Here is a 20,617-nt window from a genome sequence, read left to right on the forward strand (position 1 = left end):
CAAGCAAACTATGCGACCAATCGCAGTTCGTTCTCGGCTCGTTCTCGCACTCCATCAATGAATTCTTCAAAAATACGAATGTCCAGAGCCGATGCGGCTCCTGATTCAGGGTGGAACTGGGTTCCTAAAGCAAACCAATCCATCATTTCTGACTCAATTGCCTCGATTACGCCGTCTGGGCAACGTGCGGTGACTCGGAAACCGGCGGCCACTTCATCGATCGCCATGTGATGGCGGCTGCTAACGCGAATTTCGCCATCGCCAAAGACGCGTCCGACCAATGAATCGGATTCGACATCAAGGCTATGGCGATGATTTAGGTCCTGAGCATCGCGGTGGGGGACCGCGTCAGGCAAGTCTTCGGGAATATGGAAGAACAGATTCCCTCCTTCGTTGACGTTCAATAATTGCATTCCTGCGCCAATTCCGAACACGGGCAACCGTCGCTCGGAAATTTCAGCCATCAACATGCGGTCGAATCGCTCACGCTTTGGAGCCATTTCACGAATGCTGGGGTGTTTCATGAATCCGTCGTTGCGGGGATCAAGATCGCCGCCACCGATCAAAATAAATCCATGCATCGCATCCAGTGCGGTCTGGATCGATTCTTCGTCTTGTAATGGGGGCAGGATGACGGGCACGCCTCCAGCCTTGATTACCGACTGAAAATAACCTGCTGCCAAAAACGAGAACGCCGGGGTGGAGCGTGCTTCGTTTCTGAAATCCGCATTCAAACCAATGATAGGCTTCAACGACATCTGAAGTTCCTCGTCAGACAGTACGTTCGAAAATGACTAGAGGGCGGGCGCCCTATACCGTTTGGCCATATCTATGTTCACCCGCCGATTCGCGTCCGATTCGAATTGACGTTCCGTGCATAAATACGGTATCGATCATCAAGTTGGCCTCCGTGGCCGTCTCAAAGATGCGTGGACTCTACCGCCACACTTTCAGTCTGCAACAATAAACAGGTATGTTGTTGAAAGGCTGCTTTGCTAGCCCTGTCCCTGGTGCTAGCAAAGATAAATCACGTTTGCTAGCAAAGAAATGTGTGCGGTTTGGCGATCTCGAAATGGGGGACAGCGGGTTCGGTAAGGAGCCCGCGGGCGGTAAACTAGGTCCCAGATCAGTCGATCTGGCCTCCCGCAACTCCATCCTGTTTCTTGAATCATGCATTTTGACAAGGTTTCGTTCGCTTCGATCGGAGCGACGCTCCCCACTGAAGTCTGGTCCAGTCAGCAGCTGGAGCAATTTTTGCGGCCTCTTTATGAGCGTTTAAAGCTGCCGGAAGGGCGTCTTGCCCTGATGAGCGGGATCCATGAACGGCGTGTATGGGATGCCGGGACGCTACCGAGCGAGCCAAGTATTCAGAGCGGCCTGGCAGCGATCGAGGCGTCGGGAATCGCACCTGCGGAGATCGGCTGTTTGATCCACGCCAGTGTTTGTCGCGATTTCTTAGAACCGGCCACCGCATCCCGCGTTCACCATGGATTGGGATTGGGGGAGGACTGCTGGGTGTACGACGTTTCCAATGCTTGTCTGGGGCTGTTGAATGGGGTCGTGCAGATTGCCAATTTGATCCAAGCCGGGGCGATCCGAGCTGGAATCGTGCTGGGGACAGAAAACAGTCGCCCGCTGCTAGAGCAAACGATCGCTCACTTGAACGGAGACACATCGCTGACGCGAAAGTCGGTCAAGCCAGCGTTTGCCTCGTTGACGATCGGTTCCGGTAGCTGTGCCTTTTTGCTCTCGCATCGTGACCTTGCCCCCGAAGGTAGCCAGCTTAAGTTTGCCGTCGCCAAGGCTCGCACGCAGTTTCACGACCTCTGCCGGAGTGATCAAGATTCGGCAGGAGCCGGGATGGCTCCATTGATGGAAACCGATTCTGAGCGTTTATTGATTGAAGGGGTGGCGACCGGGGCGGCCGCTTTCAAAAGTTTTCAGGCGGCCGGGGGTTGGGCCAGCGATTCGATAGATCGCTCGGTCTGCCATCAAGTCGGCGGGAAACATCGGGCTTTGATGCTGGAGGCGATGGGGTTGCCTGTCGACCGCGACGTGGCGACCTTCGGTTGGCTGGGAAACACCGGATCGGTGGCATTGCCGCTTTCGGTGGCGGCCGGCGCCCATTGGAATCAGATCCAAGCCGGAGAACGTGTCGGGATGTTTGGAATCGGCTCGGGCATCAACAGCGTGATGCTGGGGTGCGAGTGGGGAACGACGCCTGTTGCTGGCAACCTGCCAGAAAGCGAACCGGTCTTTCTCGCAGAGTAAACCAGCAGGCAATGCCGCCAGACGATGATGCCGCCAAACGAAGGTGCCGGGTTTGGGCGATCGGCCGCAAGGCTGTTTGCCGACGCGTCGCTCGCGTCGGCTTCGCCACAACCGATCGGTTGAAAGGGAACCGCCCCGGTTCAGGTGTCTGCCTGAACGCGTCACTTGCCGGAGGTCCGTTTTCGGCGGAATCGGCCCCTTTTGGGGTGTTTGTTTCCGGTTCGGGTGGTTTTTATTGCGGCTACGATACCTTTGGGCTCCTAATTGGTTCTACAATAAGAGTTGTTGGATCCTAGCGAGTGGGGGGCATAACCGTCGATTCGGTTCCAAAGGGGTGGGTTCCAGTGCAGTCTGGTCAACTTCTGCATGTGTCCTTTTCGAAGGTTGCCGCTTCAGGCTGCTCCAAAGTTCCACTAAGTGAAGGGACGAACAATGTCGACCGATTGGTTTTTCTTGAAGAAGGGCTGGTTTGGGAAAGCTCGAGCCGTAGGTCCGCTCAATGAACCGGATCTTCTGGTGAGGATTGAGCGGGGGGAAATTGCTCCGGAAACGCTTTTGCAAAGTGAAAGCAAAACGCGCGGTCGTTGGATCCCAATGAATCGAGTGGGCCCAGCGTTTAAGCACTGGAAGAAACAGCATCCTGAAACTCCCGCCTAGCATTCCCCGTCGCCTGATTCACTGCCGTTTCAATCGGAAGCGAAAGGCGACCATCGCTAAGTCACCAGCCTGCCTGAGTCGCTGAAGTGATCGATAGCGGCAGGACGCTTGCTCGGTTTCCTCTTCTTGCTTGACTAACTCAGTGACATCGATCGTTGATGGTCTTGCCAGCGGTCGTGAACGAACGCTTGCATCTGTTGTTGGAAACGAGACGCCGAAAATTGCTCCGCGTGCTGGCGGATCCGTTCGGGTTCGAACCGGTTAGGATCTTTAACGAACCTTTCGATCGCGTCGACGACCGAGTCGGCCGTTTGCTGTGGAAAGTGCAGGCCGGTTTGACCGCATGCAATGGTTTCCAGGGACCCGCCCACTCCGTAAGCGATGCAGGGGGTGCCGCATGCTTGGGCTTCGACGGGGGTGATTCCAAAATCTTCATCCGCGGCAAACACGAACGCGCGGGCCCCTTGCATCCACTGACGCAGTTCCGCGTGGGATTGGTAACCGACACACTCCACATTGCTTCCTGCTAAACGTTTGATTTTTTCCATGTCGGGGCCATCGCCGACAACCACTAAGCGTTGCTTGGGCAGTTTCTGGAAAGCTTCGACAACGATGTCGACTCGCTTGTAGGGAACCAGTCTGGAAGCTGTTAGGAAGTAGTCCTGCTTTTCGGTTTGCAGTGGAAACGCTTCCACGTCGACCGGTGGGTAGATGACCTCGCAGGGACGCCGGTAGGTTTTTTGAACACGTTTGGCGACGTAGTGCGAATTGGCAACATAGTGGTCGACGCGATCGGCGGCGGTCCGGTCCCAAAGTCTCATGTAGTGCAAGATCATACGAACGATCATCGACCGGATACCCCAGGACAGCCCGCTTTCCCGCAGGTATTGGTGCTGCAAATCCCAGGCATAGCGAATCGGACTGTGGACGTAACTGATGTGCAATTGATCGGCGCGGGTGAGGGCTCCGTGTGCCACGCAGTGACTACTGCTAAGGACAACGTCAAACGGGTCAAAACAGAACTGCTCGACGGCCAACGGCATCAGCGGCAGAAAACCTCGAAAGGTCCGTTTGGCAAACGGCAATCGTTGCATGAACGAGGTCGTCACCTCGCGTCCCTTTAGGAATTCGCGATCCTCTGGTTTGAGGAAATCACATAGTGCGAATAGATCCGCCTGCGGAAAGACCTCCAGCATCTGCTCAACAACACGTTCGGATCCCGCATAGGAATCAAACCATTCGTGTAGCAGAGCGACTTTGGGGGGCGTGTTGGACATGGACCAAGCGAATAGCAGGCGAAAAAATTATCCTCGCTCAAATCTTACGGATTCGGTCGACGCCAAGCGGGGGGATGTCGTTCGACGGACGAGAGCTTCAAGAATGAATCTAAGTATATTCACGAAACCGAAAATTCCTGCGGCAAGCGGAGCCCAAACCGGTCGATTGGTAGGTCTTCTTCGGGTTAAAGCGATTTTATTGGTCATGCCCCTAAAGCGGCTCGCGCCGCATTACAATAGTGGTCCTGCCTTCATCCTTCCCTCCTAGGAGCACAAACATGCCTCAACCCAATCTTTTGAATCGCCGTCAGGCACTGCTTGCCGGCGGCGTTGCCGCAACCGCCGTGGTCGGAAGCCGTGCACTGCAAGCGGCAGCCAATGACCGGCTTCGCGTCGCATTTATTGGGGTTGGTGGTCGAGGTGGTTCGAATCTGGCAGCGATCACCTCTTCGGGGCAGGTTGATGTTGTCGCGGTTTGCGACGTCGATTCGCGAGCGACCGACCGAATGGCCGAACGGCATCCGAAGGCGCAGCGATTTCAGGATTTTCGGAAACTGTACGACGCGGTTGGCAATCAAATCGACGCCGCTGTGGTCAGCACTACCGAGCACACGCATGCCTACGCGACGATGCCTGCCCTGCTGCTGGGAAAACATGTCTACTGCGAAAAACCTTTGGCATACAACGTCGCCGAGACTCGCCGAGTCACCGAGGCTGCAGCGGAAGCTGGAGTCGTGACGCAAATGGGAACTCAGATCCACGCTGGCAACAATTACCATCGAGTCGTGGAATTGATCCAGAGCGGCGCGATCGGTGACGTTAGCGAAGCACACGTTTGGGTTTCCAGGGCATGGGGATTGCAAAGCAAGGAGGACGCGGCGAAGCACAAAGACCGTCTGTTCATCGATGCCCGTCCGACGGAAGCGATGACGCCACCGGATTACTTTGACTGGGACCTGTGGTTGGGGCCAGCTCCGAATCGGCCCTACAATTCCGCTTACTTCCCCGGCCCCAATTGGTATCGCTGGTGGGATTTTGGAAACGGAACCATGTCGGACCTTGGCAGTCACTGGAATGATCTGCCGTACTGGGCGCTGAAGTTGGATGCGCCGAAAACCATCGAAGCCTTCGGCTTGCCGCCGCATCCCGAAATTGCTCCCGCATCGATGACTGCGGTTTACGAGTATGGCGCCCGAGGCGACATGCCACCGGTTCAACTGAGTTGGTACCAGGGGACCGACAAACCGGAATTGTGGAAACAGAAAGCGATCCCACAGTGGGGCAGCGGCGTTTTGTTTGTCGGTTCCAAGGGGATGTTGTTATCCGATTATGGAAAGCACGTACTGTTGCCCGAAGCCAATTTTACCGATTTCCAGCCACCCGCCCCGTTTGTTCCCGATTCTCCTGGTCATCACCAAGAATGGTTGAACGCTTGCTTGGGCGAAGGACAGACGGCCAGTCCGTTCTCCTATGCAGGGCCTTTGACCGAAGCCAACCATCTAGGGAATGTCGCTTATCGAGTCGGCAAGAAAATCAGCTGGGACCCGAAACGTATGGAGTGCCCAGGGGTACCTGAAGCGAATCCGTTCCTCCGCCGTGAACCACGTGAGGGCTGGTCCTTAGGCTAGGCATCGATCATGCTTGCGTGTGAATTCGTCCCCTTTTGGTCACGGTTTTTCTCCCCACAGTGAAGCGCGGATGAATTTGTTGATCGGTCTGCAATGGACAATGGTTGCCCTCCTTACCTGCTTGGTGGGAGGGACTCTTGTCAATTTAAGTCGACACCCGCACTGGTTCATTCGCGGCTGGGATTTTCCTCGCCTGCAAATTGTTCTTTTGGCAATCCTGATTCTGGCCATCTACTTGGTGTGTGGATGGCAGTTGGGGAACCTTTGGCGGACGGTTGATGTCGCGGTTGTCGTGACGGCTAGCAGTTTGATTGCTTTGCATACCTTCCGCATCTTTGCTTACACGCCGCTTGCGCCGCGGCAGGTGTTGCGAACCCGACGACCCGATGATCGTCGTACGATTCGAGTGGTGGTGTCGAATGTCGAAATGGAAAATGAGCAGCACTCTTTGTGGCTGGAAACGGTTCGCCAAGCGGACCCGGATGTTGTGATCGCAATTGAGACCAACCAACGCTGGGTGGATCAGGTTTCAGGCCATTTCTCGGATTACCCTTATCAGGTGCTTCAGCCGCAGGAAAACTGGTACGGGATGTCTCTCTTTTCCAGATTTCCCTTGGAATCAAGCGAGGTCCGATTTCTCGTGCAGTCGGACATCCCCTCGATTCATGTGCACGCCCGAATGTCTTGCGGCCAGATCATTCGAATTTGTGGCGTCCATCCCCGCCCACCCGAACCTCTTCGTAATAATTCGTCGTCGCACCGGGATGCGGAACTGGTCCTGCTGGCCGAGGAATTGCAGGAGGCTAGTCTGTCGGCGATTGTCGCCGGCGATTTAAACGATGTGGCTTGGTCGGCGACGACGCGACTTTTTCTGAAACGAAGTTCGTTGCTGGATCCACGCCGCGGACGTGGTTTTTTTAATAGTTTTCATGCCGCCCATTGGTGGTTTCGTTTCCCGCTTGACCATGTCTTTCATTCCAGGGAATTCAGCTTGCGCCGCGTGCAGCGGCTGGGCTATGTAGGCTCGGATCACTTTCCCATATTAGCGGAACTTCAGTACGATCCGGTCCACCAGCATGAGCAAGCTCCTTTAGAGAGCGAAGCCGAAGACGAGAATTTTCGCGATGAAATTATCGAACGAGAACTCCAGACCGATGGCTCGGAAATACCCAACGAGATTGCTGAAGAGTTTAAACCCAACGAAAAATGATGCATGACCCAAACAGTCCTTTAGCTTCGGGGGCATCGCCGAATTTGAAGCACACCTTACAGAAACTGCGAACCAACCTGCTGGCAGAACGAACCCCGTCAGGGCACTGGGTCGGTTGGCTGTCCCCATCGGCTCTTTCGACCGCGACCGCCGTCAGCGCGATTGCCGCAGTCCTCCGTTCAACCGGTACCGACACCCAGCAGGCAACCGGTCTGCAGGCGTTGGTGCAACGCGGGATCGGCTATCTGCGAACCGCGCAGAATGCCGACGGAGGTTTCGGCGACACCGATCGAAGCCATTCCAATATCGCAACAACCTACCTTGCGGTTGCGGCGTTCCGCTTGGCAAGTCCCTATCTGTCCGGTCCCGGTTTCTCGACGAATGGTTCTGCGCAGGAAGATGTCAGTGGCGACGATGCATCCGGGGACGCACTGCGGATCTCACGGGCCGAATCCTACCTGAAGGTGTCCGGAGAAATTGACGGTCTGCGAGCCCGTTACGGGACCGACAAAACGTTTGTTGTTCCGATCCTGACCAATTGTGCGATCGCTGGCATGGTCCCTTGGAAAGAGGTTCCTCGACTTCCTTTCGAAGCCGCCCTGTTTCCGCAGTCGATGTACCGGTTCTTGCAGATGCCGGTTGTTAGTTATGCGATCCCTGCACTTGTTGCGATCGGGCAGGCACGACATTTCCAGGGGCCGCCCGCTTTTTTGCCGATTCGAGCGATACGAGCCGCCGCCGTTCCCAAAACAATGCGTGTTCTGGAATCGATGCAGCCGGCGAGTGGAGGCTACCTGGAAGCGACTCCGCTGACTGCGTTTGTTCTGATGAGTCTGGCAGCAACCGATCGAGCCGATTGTCAGGTCGCACGACGAGCGATTGAATTTCTTGAACGAAGTGTGCTGGAGGACGGTAGTTGGCCGATCGATACGAACCTTGCCACGTGGGTTAGTTCGCTATCGATGTTCGCTTTGGCAGAGACCGAAACGCTGCAGTTGGAAGGGGCGGACGATTCGTGGTGTTCACAAGAGTTGATCGACTGGCATCTGAGTTGCCAACATCGCCAACGGCATCCGTTCACCGGGGCTTCACCCGGGGGATGGGGCTGGAGTGATTTGAGCGGTGCGGTTCCCGATGGCGATGACACGCCGGGGGCAATGCTCGCTCTGTTGTCATGTTTGGGTAGAGCCAAACCGTTGGGTGCCGCGGAGGATCGCAAAGCCGACATCGAAAGGGCGAGTCTTGAGGGGGCCGAATGGTTGCTGAAACTGCAGAATCGAGATGGCGGTTGGCCAACCTTCTGCCGTGGATGGGGGAAACTGCCTTTCGATCGCAGCAGCGTCGATTTGACGGCTCATGCGATTCGGGCGCTGACGAAACTTTTCGCGGCAGAATCGACGGCGGCCAGCAACGTTGATTTGAAACAGCGAGTCGACAAAGCGATTGATAAGGGATTTGAATTTTTGGAACGTCAGCAGCAAGCCGATGGCAGGTGGCTTCCTTTGTGGTTTGGCAACCAGGATCTGCCAAATGAAGAAAACCCGTTTTACGGGACTGGCCGAGTTTTGCTGGCGTATGCCGAAGGGAAACGAGAGCGGCCGGCGGTGGTGCAGAAAGCGGTTCAGTTTCTGGTCGATCAACAGAACCCCGACGGAGGTTGGGGAGGGGGCCCCTCGCTGGGTGGTTGGCTGAAGTCGCGTGGGTACGCGACAGAGAATCGACAAGGGATTCCGCTCAGTAGTAGTGTGGAAGAAACCGCCGTAGTCACGGAAGGATTGGCTGCGGTTGCAGAGAAGGACCCTAATCTGGCCCTTTCCTTGCAGGAAACCGAAACCGATCCCACAACGGGTGAAAATCCGGATATGATGGGGACAAGGTTGCCACAAGTGATCTCGCGGGGGGCTCACTTTTTGGTGGATGCCGTGGCGGCGGGTCGCGAGCAGGAAGCTTGGCCGATTGGGTTTTACTTTGCCAAATTGTGGTATCACGAAAGAATGTATCCAGCCGTATTTGCGACCTCCGCACTTTGCCGGGTTCTAAAGTTTCACGCCGCAAATGATAATGCGTCGGAAACATGTTAGTCCTTTAGAAATCCAATTGCTCCCGGTTGTATCGCCTGTTGGCGGCAGCATTCCCCCACCGCAGCGTCCCCAAAATCGTTTTCTAAACGCACAGAATCGTACGCTTTGAGGAACTCCCACTTGTCGACTGCCCCGCTCCCCTCCACCGATGCGAATTCCGTGGCTTCGTCTCGAACCTCGGTTGCTCCGCCGACTCGTACTGCCCGTCGTAAAACCAGCCACCTGAAGATGGTGCCCGAAACGCTTACCGAGCGCGAAGCGCTGCGCCAGCGGTGCAATGAAGTGGCGGCCAAACTGGACAAGGCGGTCCCTCTGAACAAGGACCAAATGGAGCAGGTTGCCCGGCGTACCCTGGAAGACGCAGGGCTGCCCGAAGGTTACCTCGGCTGGGCCATGGTGATGTTAAGCTCGGCGTTCTGGAAAGACGCTGTTGCGGCAACGGAGCCTTCTCGCCGGTTGTTTCTGCTGCCCCACTGCTTGAAACATGCGGAAGGCTGTCCGGCGGATTACGATCAATTCGGAATGGACTGCAAACGCTGCGGTGCCTGCTCGATCGCCGATTTTCGTAGTGAAGCGGAAGCCCAAGGATATCGCGTCTTGGTGGCCGAGGGCTCGCCCGTCGTGATGAAAATTATTGTCAGCGGGTACGTCGACGCGATTGTCGGTGTGGCCTGCTTGAACGTGCTGGAAAAAGCGATCGACAAAATCTTGTTGGCAGGTATTCCCTGCATGGCGGTTCCCCTGCTAAGCAGCGACTGTCGCAATACCAGTGTGGATGAACCCTGGGTCGCAGACATGATCCGGACGGAGTACCGTCCCGCAGTCGCCAAGACTCGCTCTTATGTGCATCTGATGCGGGCTGCCGCCGATCTTTTTACTCCCGATACGTTGACGCGTATCGTCCCGCCGCAACGATCAAAAGATCCGATTGTGATTCCCGATGGGGATTCGCCATTGGCCGGGATCGATCCGATCGCGGCGACAGAAGCGATCGCTTACGATTTTCTTTCCCGCGGCGGAAAGCACTCCCGTCCGTTTATTACGCTTGCCGCGTACGATGCATTAAGCGGAGACCGTTGCACCGGGCCTGAGGGGGCTGAAGCGACGACGGAGATTTCCGATAGCGTTCGCCGGGCGGCAATGTCGATCGAAAGCTTCCACAAAGCCAGCTTGGTTCATGATGACATCCAAGACGATGATAGTTTCCGGTATGGACAACCGGCCCTGCATCATCGCCACGGTTTGGCGACCGCGATTAACGTTGGAGACTACTTGATCGGCATGGGCTACCGATTGGTCAGCCGAGAAGCTGCCAGCTTGGGCGCCGACACCGCGGCCGATCTGCTTGATAATCTGGCGGCTGCTCACATGCGGCTTTCAGAAGGGCAGGGGGCCGAATTGATTTGGCGAGACTCGTTGGATAAACGTTTGAAGCCGATTGACGCACTGAAGGTCTACGCACTGAAAACCTCTCCTGCTTTTGAAGCGGCCCTCTACAGCGGAATCCGAATGGCGGGTGACGCGACGGAATATGTGGACGCCATTCGAACCTTTAGCAGGAATATGGGAGTCGCGTTTCAGATCCTAAATGATCTGGGGGACTGGAACGGCGATAGCGATAACAAACTGATCGCCGGCGGAGACGTTTTGGGCGGCCGACCGACCATCCTGTGGGCACTGGCACTCGAAGCCCTCGATCCTGCGGGTCAGGAAGAACTGCTGGCAACGGTTGCCAAGGATTCGACTCTTAGTGCGGGTGAACGGATTGCGACCGTGCGTCGACTGTATCGCTCCTCCGGAGCATTTGATGCGGCGGCTCGGTTGGTCGACAAGCATCAGGCTCGCGCTGAACAGGTCGCCGACGGACTGGAAAGTGAACCGCTGCGAAGACTGTTTTACTTCCTGGTCGATACCGTTCTCGAACGGCCTAGCGAACCTACTACGCCCGACATTCCGCTGACCAATATCAGCACGCTTGGCACTGTCTAATCATTAACCGACAGATAGACGCGGATGTGTTTTGAAGCGGTAGGAAGGATGCGATCGTGAACCCTCTGATTGAACTTGAAGAACTCTGTGCCCTTTTTCCGGAACCGGATAAAGAGCCGCTTTTTTTGTCGGCAGAACATGTCGCCAGAGAGTCGACGCCGCCTCCCTATCACGATCTGTTGGTGCATGAACACCACATGACGATCTCGATGGAGCAATATCATGGTTGCTTGGTCGATGTCGAAGTGATCGATTCACGGTTTGTCGATTCACTCTATTGCCGAGAAATTCTGCTCCGTAAAAAAGATCGATCCGATGTGGTGCAGTTCGGTATCGTGCGATTTAATTTTGAATACGTCACGCAGCAGGTTCGGCAAGAGATCGAGGCGCAGAAAACTCCGTTGGGGCGAGTCTTGATTCAACACAACGTGCTGCGACATATCGATCTTGGTGCGATTGTCAAACTGCAGGCAGGCCCAGGGCTTAGTCGGCATCTTCAAATGCCCGTTGGCGAATCAACCTATGGGCGGATGGCCACGATTTTCTGCAATGGAGCCCCCGCCGTGGACCTTCTTGAAGTTTCACAGGTGCTTTAGTCCAAGCTATCGCAACAAGTCGGACGAGCAGTGCCAACCGCGGACAATTTTCATTCCTAGCGGAACGGCGCGAACCGTCCGGCCGCCGCCCTGGAATCCCCGTCTATTTGCCGGACGGTTCGCGCCGTTCCGCTAGGAATGTCACTGGCATCGTCCTGTCTCCCCCGGGGCTTTGGATGCAGCGATTGCGAGCCATTCTGCGGGGCTGATTTCTATTTGCGGCGATTCGGATATTTGGTAAACATCCCTTTACCATGACGAACTGCAAACCAAATCCTGAAATCGTACTTTCTATCCACGGCACTTTTGCTGCCTCGGAACTGGATCGTGGACCCGGCTGGTGGCAGATTGGCAGTTCTTTTTCAGAACGCTTTGCCAGCAAATTGCCTCGTGGCGTTACCATGCCCGACGGAAGTGAACCGCTATTTCACTGGTCGGGAGCCAATACGGAACGTGATCGCGAATTGGCTGCGGTCAAGTTGCTGGAAACTTTGCAAGCCCACGATCTTGCCGGTCGGTCCTACCATTTAATTGGCCATAGCCACGGCGGGTCGTTAATCTGGGCTGCCTTGCGAATGGCTTGTCGAAAAGGGATTCTGCTGAAGGGGCTTCGCAGTTGGTCAACGGTAGGCACCCCGTTTCTGAATAAAAAATCGCTCAGCATGATCCGCTGGAGCAGTGCGCTGCGGTGCGGTATTGGTTTGGTGCTGGCGGGGCCCTGCCTTGTTTCGGCTGTCCTGTTAGGAAAGTTTTTGCTCGCCAATGCCTCCGAAGTGTCGGGCCCTTTGCAGGTTGTCGGCGGTTTGACGCTACTGGTGCTGTGCTTGTATGCGGCGTTGTGCATTCTGTCGATGCTTGCGGCACCTCTGCTGGAATCTTGGCAAATCCGTCAGGATGAGCAACTAGACCGCAAAGCGATGGAACTGTACGGAGACCGCTGGTTGGGATTGTGGTCTCCCGACGATGAGGCAATCAATGGGCTCCGAGCAACTCTGGACATGCCCCTCTCGTTTGTCGGTCGGTATTCGCCGCGGGAACAAGTCTTTGCTTCGGATCGGCTGCATGCTTTAGGGCGTCCGCACCAATGGTTGTTTGGACTGGCCTATAACGGAGTTTTACAGCCGGTTTTAAATCGGATCGTAACTCGGCAGGTGATCAAAACCTTGCAAGGAAACAATCGACCCGGTGGGAAAATTGTTTCGGTTCATCCCTGGCCTACCGAAAACGTGTTGGGAAGAGAGTACCCGCAGTTGCCCAGTTGGCTATGTGAGCGAATCGTTCAGCGCGCTGATCAGGGAGCCCGAAACATGGCTCCAAAACTTCGCCAGTTGTTGGCAGGATCTCCGTTAACCGCGGCTTCACGTCTTGCCGAATCGGTTTCAGGAAGCGAATTGGTTCATACTTCCTATTTCGTGGATGACCAAATCGGCAGCCTGCTGGCGTTGCACATTGCCTGGGCAACCAATAATCGTGTCTACCTTTCAAGAATGACCGAAACATGGCCCCAAGGGGTGATTTGGTTCGGGCGATTTAAATCCTCTCTTGGTGTTCGCGTTTCCACGGCGATCGATAGCGGTCAGACATGGCTTGCCGAATCTGTGCAGAATCAGCAACGCGGTCCGGCTCCGATCCATCGGTTCTATTCGGAACTGGATGCATTGATCCACGAAGATTCGACCGCGACCAAAAGAAAAGCTGCCTAATGACTGCCCCGTAAGGCGGGGTGATTAGGAGCCGCAACCGGTTTTCTTGTTGATATAAAGAAGCGGTCGTTCTTTGCGGCGAATGGGGATGGCATCGATGTTCCAATAAGAAAGAACATCAGTCGTGCAGCGGGCAGACGACTTCGGCTCCTTTCAATTGATAGGCACCTCCCTGCGCTGGGCATTTTGGTAGGCCGTTGGCAAAGTAGGTGGCGGTATTTAGTTCTCGCAGGTCGCTGCGTGGCAGTAGACCGGTTTCCCCTTGGTATCGGCCCAATTCGAACTGCACGGTCTGTCGAGTCAGTTCGCAGGCTTGGTCATGGGAGTGGGCGCCCGTTGGCCGCATATAGTGCAACCCCATCATTGCCACCATGGATGAAATCACGATCGCTAAAATGATCTCAAGCAAGCTAAAGCCGGGACGTAGAGCGTTGCTGTACCCGTCAGGTTTCGTCGTCGTAATCAAATGGATCATCATTATTCCATGACTTCGAACATGTGGAACATGGGCATATAGATCGACAGCACGACGGCTCCGATCAAGACCGCCAACATGATGGTCAGGACAGGTTCGATCAAGCCAATGGTTGCATCCATTCGGGATTCCAGCCGTTCACGCAAATGGATGCACGTCCCGCTGATCGCTTTGGGGAAATTACCTGATTGTTCGCCGATGCTAACTAACTGGCAGAGCGTCGAAGGGAATAGGCGTGGTTGTCGTGCCAGTTCGGTACTTAGTTTTTCGCCGCGACTGCAAGACCGGCTGACGGTTTGAACCGCAGCCCGAACCGCTCGGTTTTGAACGCAGCCAACCGACATTTGAACGGCATCGACGGGAACGAAACCACATTCCACCATCGATAGCGTTGTTTCAGCAAACTGCAAAACCGCAACGTCTCGGAGCCATGGACCAAGCAGCGGGACGTGCAGAAGCACACTGTCCATCCAGTACGCCAGTTTGGGCTGTGAGCGGATGACAAACAGAGATGCGATGAAACCCAGAGCGGTAATGATCAGTAACCAGCCATACTGCAGCAGCAGGCGACTAAGCCCGGTGACAACCTGAGTGACGGCCGGCAGGTCAACTCCGCTGGAATTGTAAATCCCTTCGAATTCAGGGACGACGTAAGTGACCATGAAAATGATCAACCCGAAACCCGCGACCAAAATCAGGATGGGGTAGCTGACCTTTTTGATCACGCGTTTGCGCATTTGAACGCTGCGTTCCAGTTGCTCACAAACTCGCTCCATCGCATGTTCCAGCGAACCTGATTGTTCGCCGATCGCGATCTGTTGGGTTTGCATTTTTGAAAATGTTCGCGGCATGCGAGCCATCGAATTGCTCAGCGTATTGCCTGCTTCGACGCTGCTTTTCATTCGCATCAATGCAGGCTTGTATCGCCGGACCGAGCGGTCGGCTGCGAGGGCCGTTAAAGATCGGGGCAAGGACAGACCGTTTTGCAGAAGCATCAACAGCATTCGCATTAAGTGCGCTTGCCCGGATGCCGAGATTCGAATGCCTTGGGCGGCGCTGGATGGACCGACTTCGATGGACTGAAGTTTCCGTATCCAATACATCAGCCCGCTTCCACCGCGTGCAATCGTCTTGGGTTTTGATAAGGAGCTGGCCATTAGCTTAAAACTCCGCTCTCTTGTTCGCGGCGGTCTTCCGCACCTTCGCGCCGATCCCAGCCATCCGACATGGTTTTGATGTAAACCTCTTCTAGAGTGGTTCGTCCGGCGATCGCTTGTTCTAGCCCTGCTTGGCGAAGTTCGATCATTCCGTTTTTAAGTGCCAAAGCACGGAGCTGCGAGTGTGGCATCCCCGCTTCGACCGCGGCGACCACTTCGGTGGTCATCGACATGATTTCGAAGATCGGCAACCGACCTGCCAGTCCTGTTTGCAAACACTTTTTGCAACCCGCACCTCGGTAAAAGGTGGTTCCGACCGGGATTTTTCCATGCGGATCAAGTGCACGCAAAAGTCCGGCTTTGGGAACGACAGGTTCTTTGCAGAACCGACAGACACAGCGGAGCAGACGCTGGGCGACGCTTCCCAGGAGGGCGCCGGCGATTTTAAAGTTGTCGATTCCCAGATCGCTCATTCGCTGAACCGCTCCAACGGCGTCGTTGGTGTGCAGTGTGCTGATCATCATGTGGCCGGTGAGAGCGGCCTGAACGGCAGTCCCGGCCGTTTCACGGTCACGAATTTCCCCGACCATAATCACGTCAGGGTCTTGCCGCATGATGTACTTGAGGGCGTTTGAAAACCCCATCCCGAATTCATTATCACTTTGAACTTGATTGATGCCGGGAAGCCGGAATTCGACAGGGTCCTCAACGGTCACGATATTGCAATCGACCTTGTTGAGGTGTTGTAGCACGGCATACAGCGTCGTGCTTTTGCCGCTCCCCGTGGGGCCGGTAACAACAAACATTCCGTAGGGTTTTTCGATGATTTCACGGACCGTTTTCTGGTCTCGTTCCGTCATCCCCAGGCCGTCTAGCTGGAACGTCTTTCCCCCTTCGTCCAGCAGCCGAAGGACAAGTTTCTGACCATCAATCGTGGGGATGCTGCTGACACGAAAACCGACTCGCTTCCCATTGTCGAATACGACTAGGTGCCCATCTTGTGGACGACGGTTTTCGGTCGTGTCCATATCCGCCATCACCTTGATTCGGCTGATCACCGAATTTTCAATGTGGTTGGGGATGGTCATGATCTGTTGCAGTTCGCCGTCGACGCGGTAGCGAACTCGCATTTCGGGTTTGTGCGGTTCCAGGTGGACATCGCTTGCCTTGGCGGTGGCCGCACCGGAAAGGATCGCCTGGACCAGGCGTACCACGGGCGTCTCTTCCTGTTCAACCAGAACGGCGAGTGCTGGGTCTTCGGTCCCCGTTTCCCTGGCTTCACGCAGTTCCGCTAGTTTCAGGTCAACGATTGTTTGACGGGCGAGAGAGCGATCGTCGTAGGCTCGGTTCAGGATTTGCTTCACGTCCTCTGCCAAGGCAACGGCTGGTTGAATTTCATACCCGGTCATCAGTTCCGCTTCGGCGATCGTTTCAATATCGTCCGGGGCAACCATAGCCAACGTCATTTGCCGCCCATGGATTTGGGTCGCAGCCGCTTCATGACTGCGGGCAAAATCTTCGGGGATCAGACGGGCAACCTGTGGATCGACCGAGGTGGCGTCGATGTCCAATGCGGGAACACCAAATTGCTCTGCAAGCGCTTGGATTAGGTCGGCGGACGTCAGAAATTGCTTCTCGACCATCCAGTCGCCAAGCATCTCTCCACGTGGTTTTGTGGACAGCGCTTCGTCAAGCTGCTCGATGGAAAGCAGCTTCAATTCCAGCAGGACATCTCCCAAGCGACGGTTCATCGGACGCTCCCTGTTTTGGCGTTTAGATTCGGCCGGTTTTTCCGAACCGCCGATCGATAGGCCTGCAGAAGGTCTTGGATCTTTTGTTCTAGAACCGAAGGGTCGTAGGGAGTGATCAGGTAGTCTTGGGCCCCGGCGGCGAACGCTCGCTCGACGGTTTCTAAACTGGAATCGAGTGAGCAGATTAGAATCGGAAGTTGTTCAGGCGGGTTTTTGGTGCGCAATCGGGCAACCAATTCGATCCCGTCGCCGTCGCGAAGTTCGGTCCCCATGATTAGTAAATCGGGGAGTTCGCGTGAGAGGCTGGATAACGCGTCGCTGCCCGAATTCAATGTTTCAATTTGAAACCCCAGCAGTTCCAGGCGGAACGAGGTCAAATCGGAAAGCAATGGGTCCGATTCAACTAGCAATAGTTTCGATTGGGACGAATGAAACACTGGAATCGTCGGGATAGGAGGATTGTGCAGACGGGCGATCCCCTGGACATCGGGGATCGCGTTTCACCGTCTGCGGATACCTAACCCTAGGTCACATTAACCGTCGGTGGCTGTTGGCGGCACCTCGTTCGGGATCGTACAGTCAACCACCGCCGCACCAACCGCGTCTCCCCAGCAGTTCACCGCCGTGCGGAAGCGATCGAGAAGCCAGTCGACCGATAGAATCAAGCCAATGTATTCAATTGGCAGATTCACTGCATTGAGAACAATCAGCATCGTGACCAGACCGGCTTCGGGGATCCCCGCGGCCCCGATCGCAGCCAGGGTTGCAGTTAAGGCGATGATGATCTGCTGGGTCAGCGTCATGTCTAGGCCGAGGACCTGAGCGATAAACAGGACCGCGGCAGCTTCGTAGAGAGCGGTCCCGTCCATGTTGATGGTCGCCCCCAACGGAATGACGAACTCGCTAGAACGCCGCGATACGCCTGCGTCTTCGACCGATTTCATCGTGACCGGTAAGGTTGCGGATGAACTTGCCGTTGAAAATGCGGTTAGCAATGCCTGGGATAAATCCAGCATGTAGCGGTAAGGATTTTTTCGAGTGACGATCCAGTAGATCAGTGGCAAAACCAGGCCAGCATGGATTGCTAACCCGGCGATCACGGCTCCGAAGTACCAACCGATTTGCTTGATTTCCTGAGCAAATTGTCCCGCCAATTGAGCTTCGCCAAAACGGGCCGCGACCAAACAAAAAATGCCCAGCGGGGCGATTTTCATCAGCAACATAACGAACTGCAATAAAGCGTCGTTGATTTGGACGATGCATGCGGTCAGTGTGGAAACGCGATTGCCCATCGTCGTCAACATTCCCGCGAAGATGATTGCAAACATGATGATGGGAAGCAGTTCGGTTTCGGCAGCGGCGACCACTAGATTGTCGGTGACCAACATCAACGCCATGTTCTCGACAATTGCGGTCACGCTTGGAGACGACGATTCTCCCTCAGGCAAATCGGCTAGGACCTCCGCAACTTCTCCTTTCGATAGCCCGCTGCTACTTGCTAAAGACGAAATAATCTTGCCCTTAGGACTTCCAACGTTTTCGCTTGTATGTTCGGCGACGACCGATGCGGCGACAGTCCCGACTCCGGGCTTCAGCACGTTGACGACAATTAGTCCAAGTGTGACCGCCAGGATGGTGGTTAGCAGGTAATACACCACCGCGGTCAGCCCCGGTTTTCCTAAGCGGCGAATGTCACCCATTCCCAACACCCCGCACATCACCGAAGTGAAAACCAGGGGAACAACAATCATCCGCAAACTGCGCAGAAACAGTTCGCCGCCAAGTTTGGTATGGACGGCGATATGAGGCGCTACCAAGGCGAGTACGATTGCTGCGATGATTCCACCGCCAATCCAGTAGGTCAGCCGATTGTCATGACCTCCAGGCTTTCCTTCGGGGGAGTCATTGTTGTGATCTGGCATTTCCGTTCCTGTTACTTGCGAGTCATTGCAGTTCGTTAGAACGACAATGTAGTCAATCTTGAAAGCGGGCGTCCAGCAAACACGCAATCTATTTCATCGAATGGGGAGGGGAGTGCCAAACGCGTAATCTGGGGGCGAATGAAGCGCCGTTTTGATCGATAAAGACTTGCGAATTATGAAGCGTTCCGTGCGGAAGAATCGCGTGCGACTGCGCAGGTCGAGGCAGATTTGGTATCTTTACGGAAACCTTAGCCGATCCTAACTACCTGTGCGTTTGGAACCCTTTATGTGGCAAATCACTGAACCTGGCCGTGCATCCTGTGAATTACCCGCGAACCACTTGTCGCTTAGCTTGGATGCAGCGGACCAGAGTGGGGTGGTTTCCATGCAAGTTCAGCATGCCGACGATCGACTGGAAGTGCTGCTGGCGGATGCCACTGGTGAACGCTTGCCAGAAGTTTCCGATGATTATGCCCGTCAAGACAATTACGTCGTTCGATTGACGGAAAGCGAAAACGACAAATTTGGGGTGACGTTGCAGTCGCGTGTCGCTCCGTTAGAAAATGGTTTGACAGCCTTTGAGTGGGTTTTGGCGACGCAGACACGGTTGCTTGATAGCCATCCAGCACTCTCGCTTTCGTTTTCCGATTGCAAATTCGAAGAACGCGGGCCGGGGGACGTTCTGCTTCATTCGAACGGTCAATGTTATTCGGTGCTTATGTCACGTTCGGATCAAGCCATTTCCACGTGGACGGACGAAGCGGACTGCAAGCTGCAGATCTTTGGAGACTTCCTAGAAAAAGGAGTCATCCAGAAATTCCGTGTTTGGGTGGTCGCTTGGGGAACAAAAGTCCCGGGCCGAGAGGAAACGCAATGGGTGCTGCAGCAATTGGCCGATGCACCGCTTCCGTTAACAACCTAGTTCGTCGTCGGTTGGTGGGGTAACTCGAGCGGTACCGATTCGCATTTGAGCGGCACCCTCCCACAGTTCATGGACCACCATCAAGATGATCCCGAACAGCATTGGCAGCACGTAGTACAGCACGCGAAAAATCAGGATGGACGCGAGTACGGTTTGCCCTACGGTTCCCGCCAACAGTTTAAGCAAAATCAATTCCAGGATCCCCAGCCCGCCGGGGACCTGTGTCGCCAAAGCCACCGCGATCGCTACTAGGTAAGCCGCCAGCACCAGCGTAAAGGGAACGACCGTGTTGGCGGGGAGCACCAGGTACAGAGCGGTTGCTGAAATCGTTAAATCGACAGCCGCAACGGAGGTCTGCAACCCCATCAATCCGATATGCGGGGTGCGAAGGCTTAGTCCACCAATCGGTATTGGCTTGTGCCAGATCGCACAGGAAAGTGCGTATCCAATCCAGAGCGCGAGCAGGACGACGCCCAGGGCTCGGGTGCCGATCGGTAGGCTGATGTCTTCGGGCAAAGAGACTGGGTACGCGATCAGGACGATTCCGCCAAGAAAGCAAAGCCCACTCCAGAACGTCAGCCCCAGAAACGCAATCAGGGCGACAATTTGTGAAGGCGAAAGTCCCCATCGCGTGTAGAAATGAAACCGCAGAGGGGCGGCCGCGATCAGCGTTCCCAAGTTGTTCCCAAGGGAGTATCCCAGGAAACCAACCAAAGCGACTCGCCGGAGCGGAAGGGGTCTGCGCAGGTATCGCAGCGCCAGAAGATCGTAAGTGATCAGCAGCACATAATTCATTGCGATCAGCAGAGAGGCGATCCCGAGGTAGATCCAGGGTATCCCCGTCAGTGCCGCAGTGAATTCATCCCAGCTGATCTTTTTCGCTTCGCCAACCAGCAAACGCATGGCAGCTAAAAACAGCACCAAAGCGAGCAAAGGTCCAGCGATACTTCGCAGGCGGTTCTTCCAAACGGGACTCAA

Annotated in this window: 16 protein-coding genes; 8 read left to right on the plus strand and 8 right to left on the minus strand. The window is 55.2% G+C overall.

From position 1 onward, the window contains the following. Window positions 1–8: 8 nt before the first annotated feature. The gene (locus FF011L_RS08485; protein ID WP_145351200.1) at window positions 9–758 is read right to left on the minus strand and encodes a gamma-glutamyl-gamma-aminobutyrate hydrolase family protein; all 750 of its coding nucleotides are present in this window, start codon (window positions 756–758) and stop codon (window positions 9–11) included. Window positions 759–1,170: 412 nt separating this feature from the next. Here FF011L_RS08485 and FF011L_RS08490 point away from each other — a divergent pair, with 412 nt between their 5' ends. Beyond that, window positions 1,171–2,271, plus strand: coding sequence for a 3-oxoacyl-ACP synthase III (locus FF011L_RS08490; protein WP_145351201.1), 1,101 nt, complete (start codon window positions 1,171–1,173; stop codon window positions 2,269–2,271). A gap of 791 nt (window positions 2,272–3,062) precedes the next feature. On the opposite strand, the gene FF011L_RS08500 is transcribed toward FF011L_RS08490, so the two are convergent. Further along, window positions 3,063–4,205 carry a glycosyltransferase family 4 protein gene (locus FF011L_RS08500; protein ID WP_145351202.1) on the minus strand — a complete coding sequence of 381 codons (1,143 nt, stop codon included), beginning with the start codon at window positions 4,203–4,205 and terminating at the stop codon, window positions 3,063–3,065. 278 nt (window positions 4,206–4,483) lie between these two features. Here FF011L_RS08500 and FF011L_RS08505 point away from each other — a divergent pair, with 278 nt between their 5' ends. From FF011L_RS08505 to FF011L_RS08530, 6 genes are all read left to right on the plus strand, one after another. After that, window positions 4,484–5,833: a Gfo/Idh/MocA family protein gene (locus FF011L_RS08505; protein WP_145351203.1), complete on the plus strand. Its 1,350-nt coding sequence runs from the start codon at window positions 4,484–4,486 to the stop codon at window positions 5,831–5,833. Window positions 5,834–5,903: 70 nt separating this feature from the next. Next, window positions 5,904–7,043: an endonuclease/exonuclease/phosphatase family protein gene (locus tag FF011L_RS08510; RefSeq protein WP_246109818.1), complete on the plus strand. Its 1,140-nt coding sequence runs from the start codon at window positions 5,904–5,906 to the stop codon at window positions 7,041–7,043. Then, window positions 7,043–9,124 (plus strand): prenyltransferase/squalene oxidase repeat-containing protein, encoded by a 2,082-nt coding sequence (locus FF011L_RS08515; RefSeq protein WP_145351204.1) that lies wholly within the window; start codon window positions 7,043–7,045, stop codon window positions 9,122–9,124. Before FF011L_RS08510 ends, FF011L_RS08515 begins: the two co-directional genes overlap by 1 nt. A gap of 228 nt (window positions 9,125–9,352) precedes the next feature. Next, window positions 9,353–11,113, plus strand: a complete 1,761-nt coding sequence (locus tag FF011L_RS08520; protein WP_145355135.1) for a polyprenyl synthetase family protein — start codon at window positions 9,353–9,355, stop codon at window positions 11,111–11,113. Window positions 11,114–11,169: 56 nt separating this feature from the next. Continuing rightward, window positions 11,170–11,709, plus strand: coding sequence for a hypothetical protein (locus tag FF011L_RS08525; protein ID WP_145351205.1), 540 nt, complete (start codon window positions 11,170–11,172; stop codon window positions 11,707–11,709). 254 nt (window positions 11,710–11,963) lie between these two features. Next, window positions 11,964–13,412, plus strand: coding sequence for an alpha/beta hydrolase (locus tag FF011L_RS08530; RefSeq protein ID WP_145351206.1), 1,449 nt, complete (start codon window positions 11,964–11,966; stop codon window positions 13,410–13,412). A 118-nt stretch (window positions 13,413–13,530) separates the two neighbouring features. Here FF011L_RS08530 and FF011L_RS08535 read toward each other — a convergent pair whose 3' ends face one another. The 5 genes from FF011L_RS08535 to FF011L_RS08555 all read right to left on the minus strand — a co-directional run bounded on the left by FF011L_RS08535 (window position 13,531) and on the right by FF011L_RS08555 (window position 18,717). Further along, window positions 13,531–13,887 (minus strand): prepilin-type N-terminal cleavage/methylation domain-containing protein, encoded by a 357-nt coding sequence (locus FF011L_RS08535; protein WP_218933088.1) that lies wholly within the window; start codon window positions 13,885–13,887, stop codon window positions 13,531–13,533. A gap of 2 nt (window positions 13,888–13,889) precedes the next feature. Further along, the gene (locus FF011L_RS08540) at window positions 13,890–15,044 is read right to left on the minus strand and encodes a type II secretion system F family protein (RefSeq protein ID WP_145351208.1); all 1,155 of its coding nucleotides are present in this window, start codon (window positions 15,042–15,044) and stop codon (window positions 13,890–13,892) included. After that, the gene (locus FF011L_RS08545) at window positions 15,044–16,795 is read right to left on the minus strand and encodes a GspE/PulE family protein (protein WP_145351209.1); all 1,752 of its coding nucleotides are present in this window, start codon (window positions 16,793–16,795) and stop codon (window positions 15,044–15,046) included. The genes FF011L_RS08540 and FF011L_RS08545 overlap by 1 nt, the downstream gene beginning before the upstream one ends. Further along, entirely contained in the window at window positions 16,792–17,232 is a 441-nt protein-coding gene (locus FF011L_RS08550) for a response regulator transcription factor (RefSeq protein WP_145351210.1), read from the minus strand. Before FF011L_RS08550 ends, FF011L_RS08545 begins: the two co-directional genes overlap by 4 nt. Window positions 17,233–17,328: 96 nt before the next feature. Next, window positions 17,329–18,717 (minus strand): dicarboxylate/amino acid:cation symporter, encoded by a 1,389-nt coding sequence (locus FF011L_RS08555; RefSeq protein ID WP_145351211.1) that lies wholly within the window; start codon window positions 18,715–18,717, stop codon window positions 17,329–17,331. 286 nt (window positions 18,718–19,003) lie between these two features. On the opposite strand from FF011L_RS08555, the gene FF011L_RS08560 reads away from it, so the two are divergent. Beyond that, a complete protein-coding gene (locus FF011L_RS08560; RefSeq protein ID WP_145351212.1) occupies window positions 19,004–19,639 on the plus strand; it encodes a hypothetical protein in 636 nt (211 codons plus the stop codon). On the opposite strand, the gene FF011L_RS08565 is transcribed toward FF011L_RS08560, so the two are convergent. Then, the gene (locus FF011L_RS08565; RefSeq protein ID WP_246109819.1) at window positions 19,628–20,617 is read right to left on the minus strand and encodes a lysylphosphatidylglycerol synthase domain-containing protein; all 990 of its coding nucleotides are present in this window, start codon (window positions 20,615–20,617) and stop codon (window positions 19,628–19,630) included. The genes FF011L_RS08560 and FF011L_RS08565 overlap by 12 nt on opposite strands.

The organism is Roseimaritima multifibrata, from assembly GCF_007741495.1.
GTDB classification, from domain to species: Bacteria; Planctomycetota; Planctomycetia; order Pirellulales; family Pirellulaceae; genus Roseimaritima; species Roseimaritima multifibrata.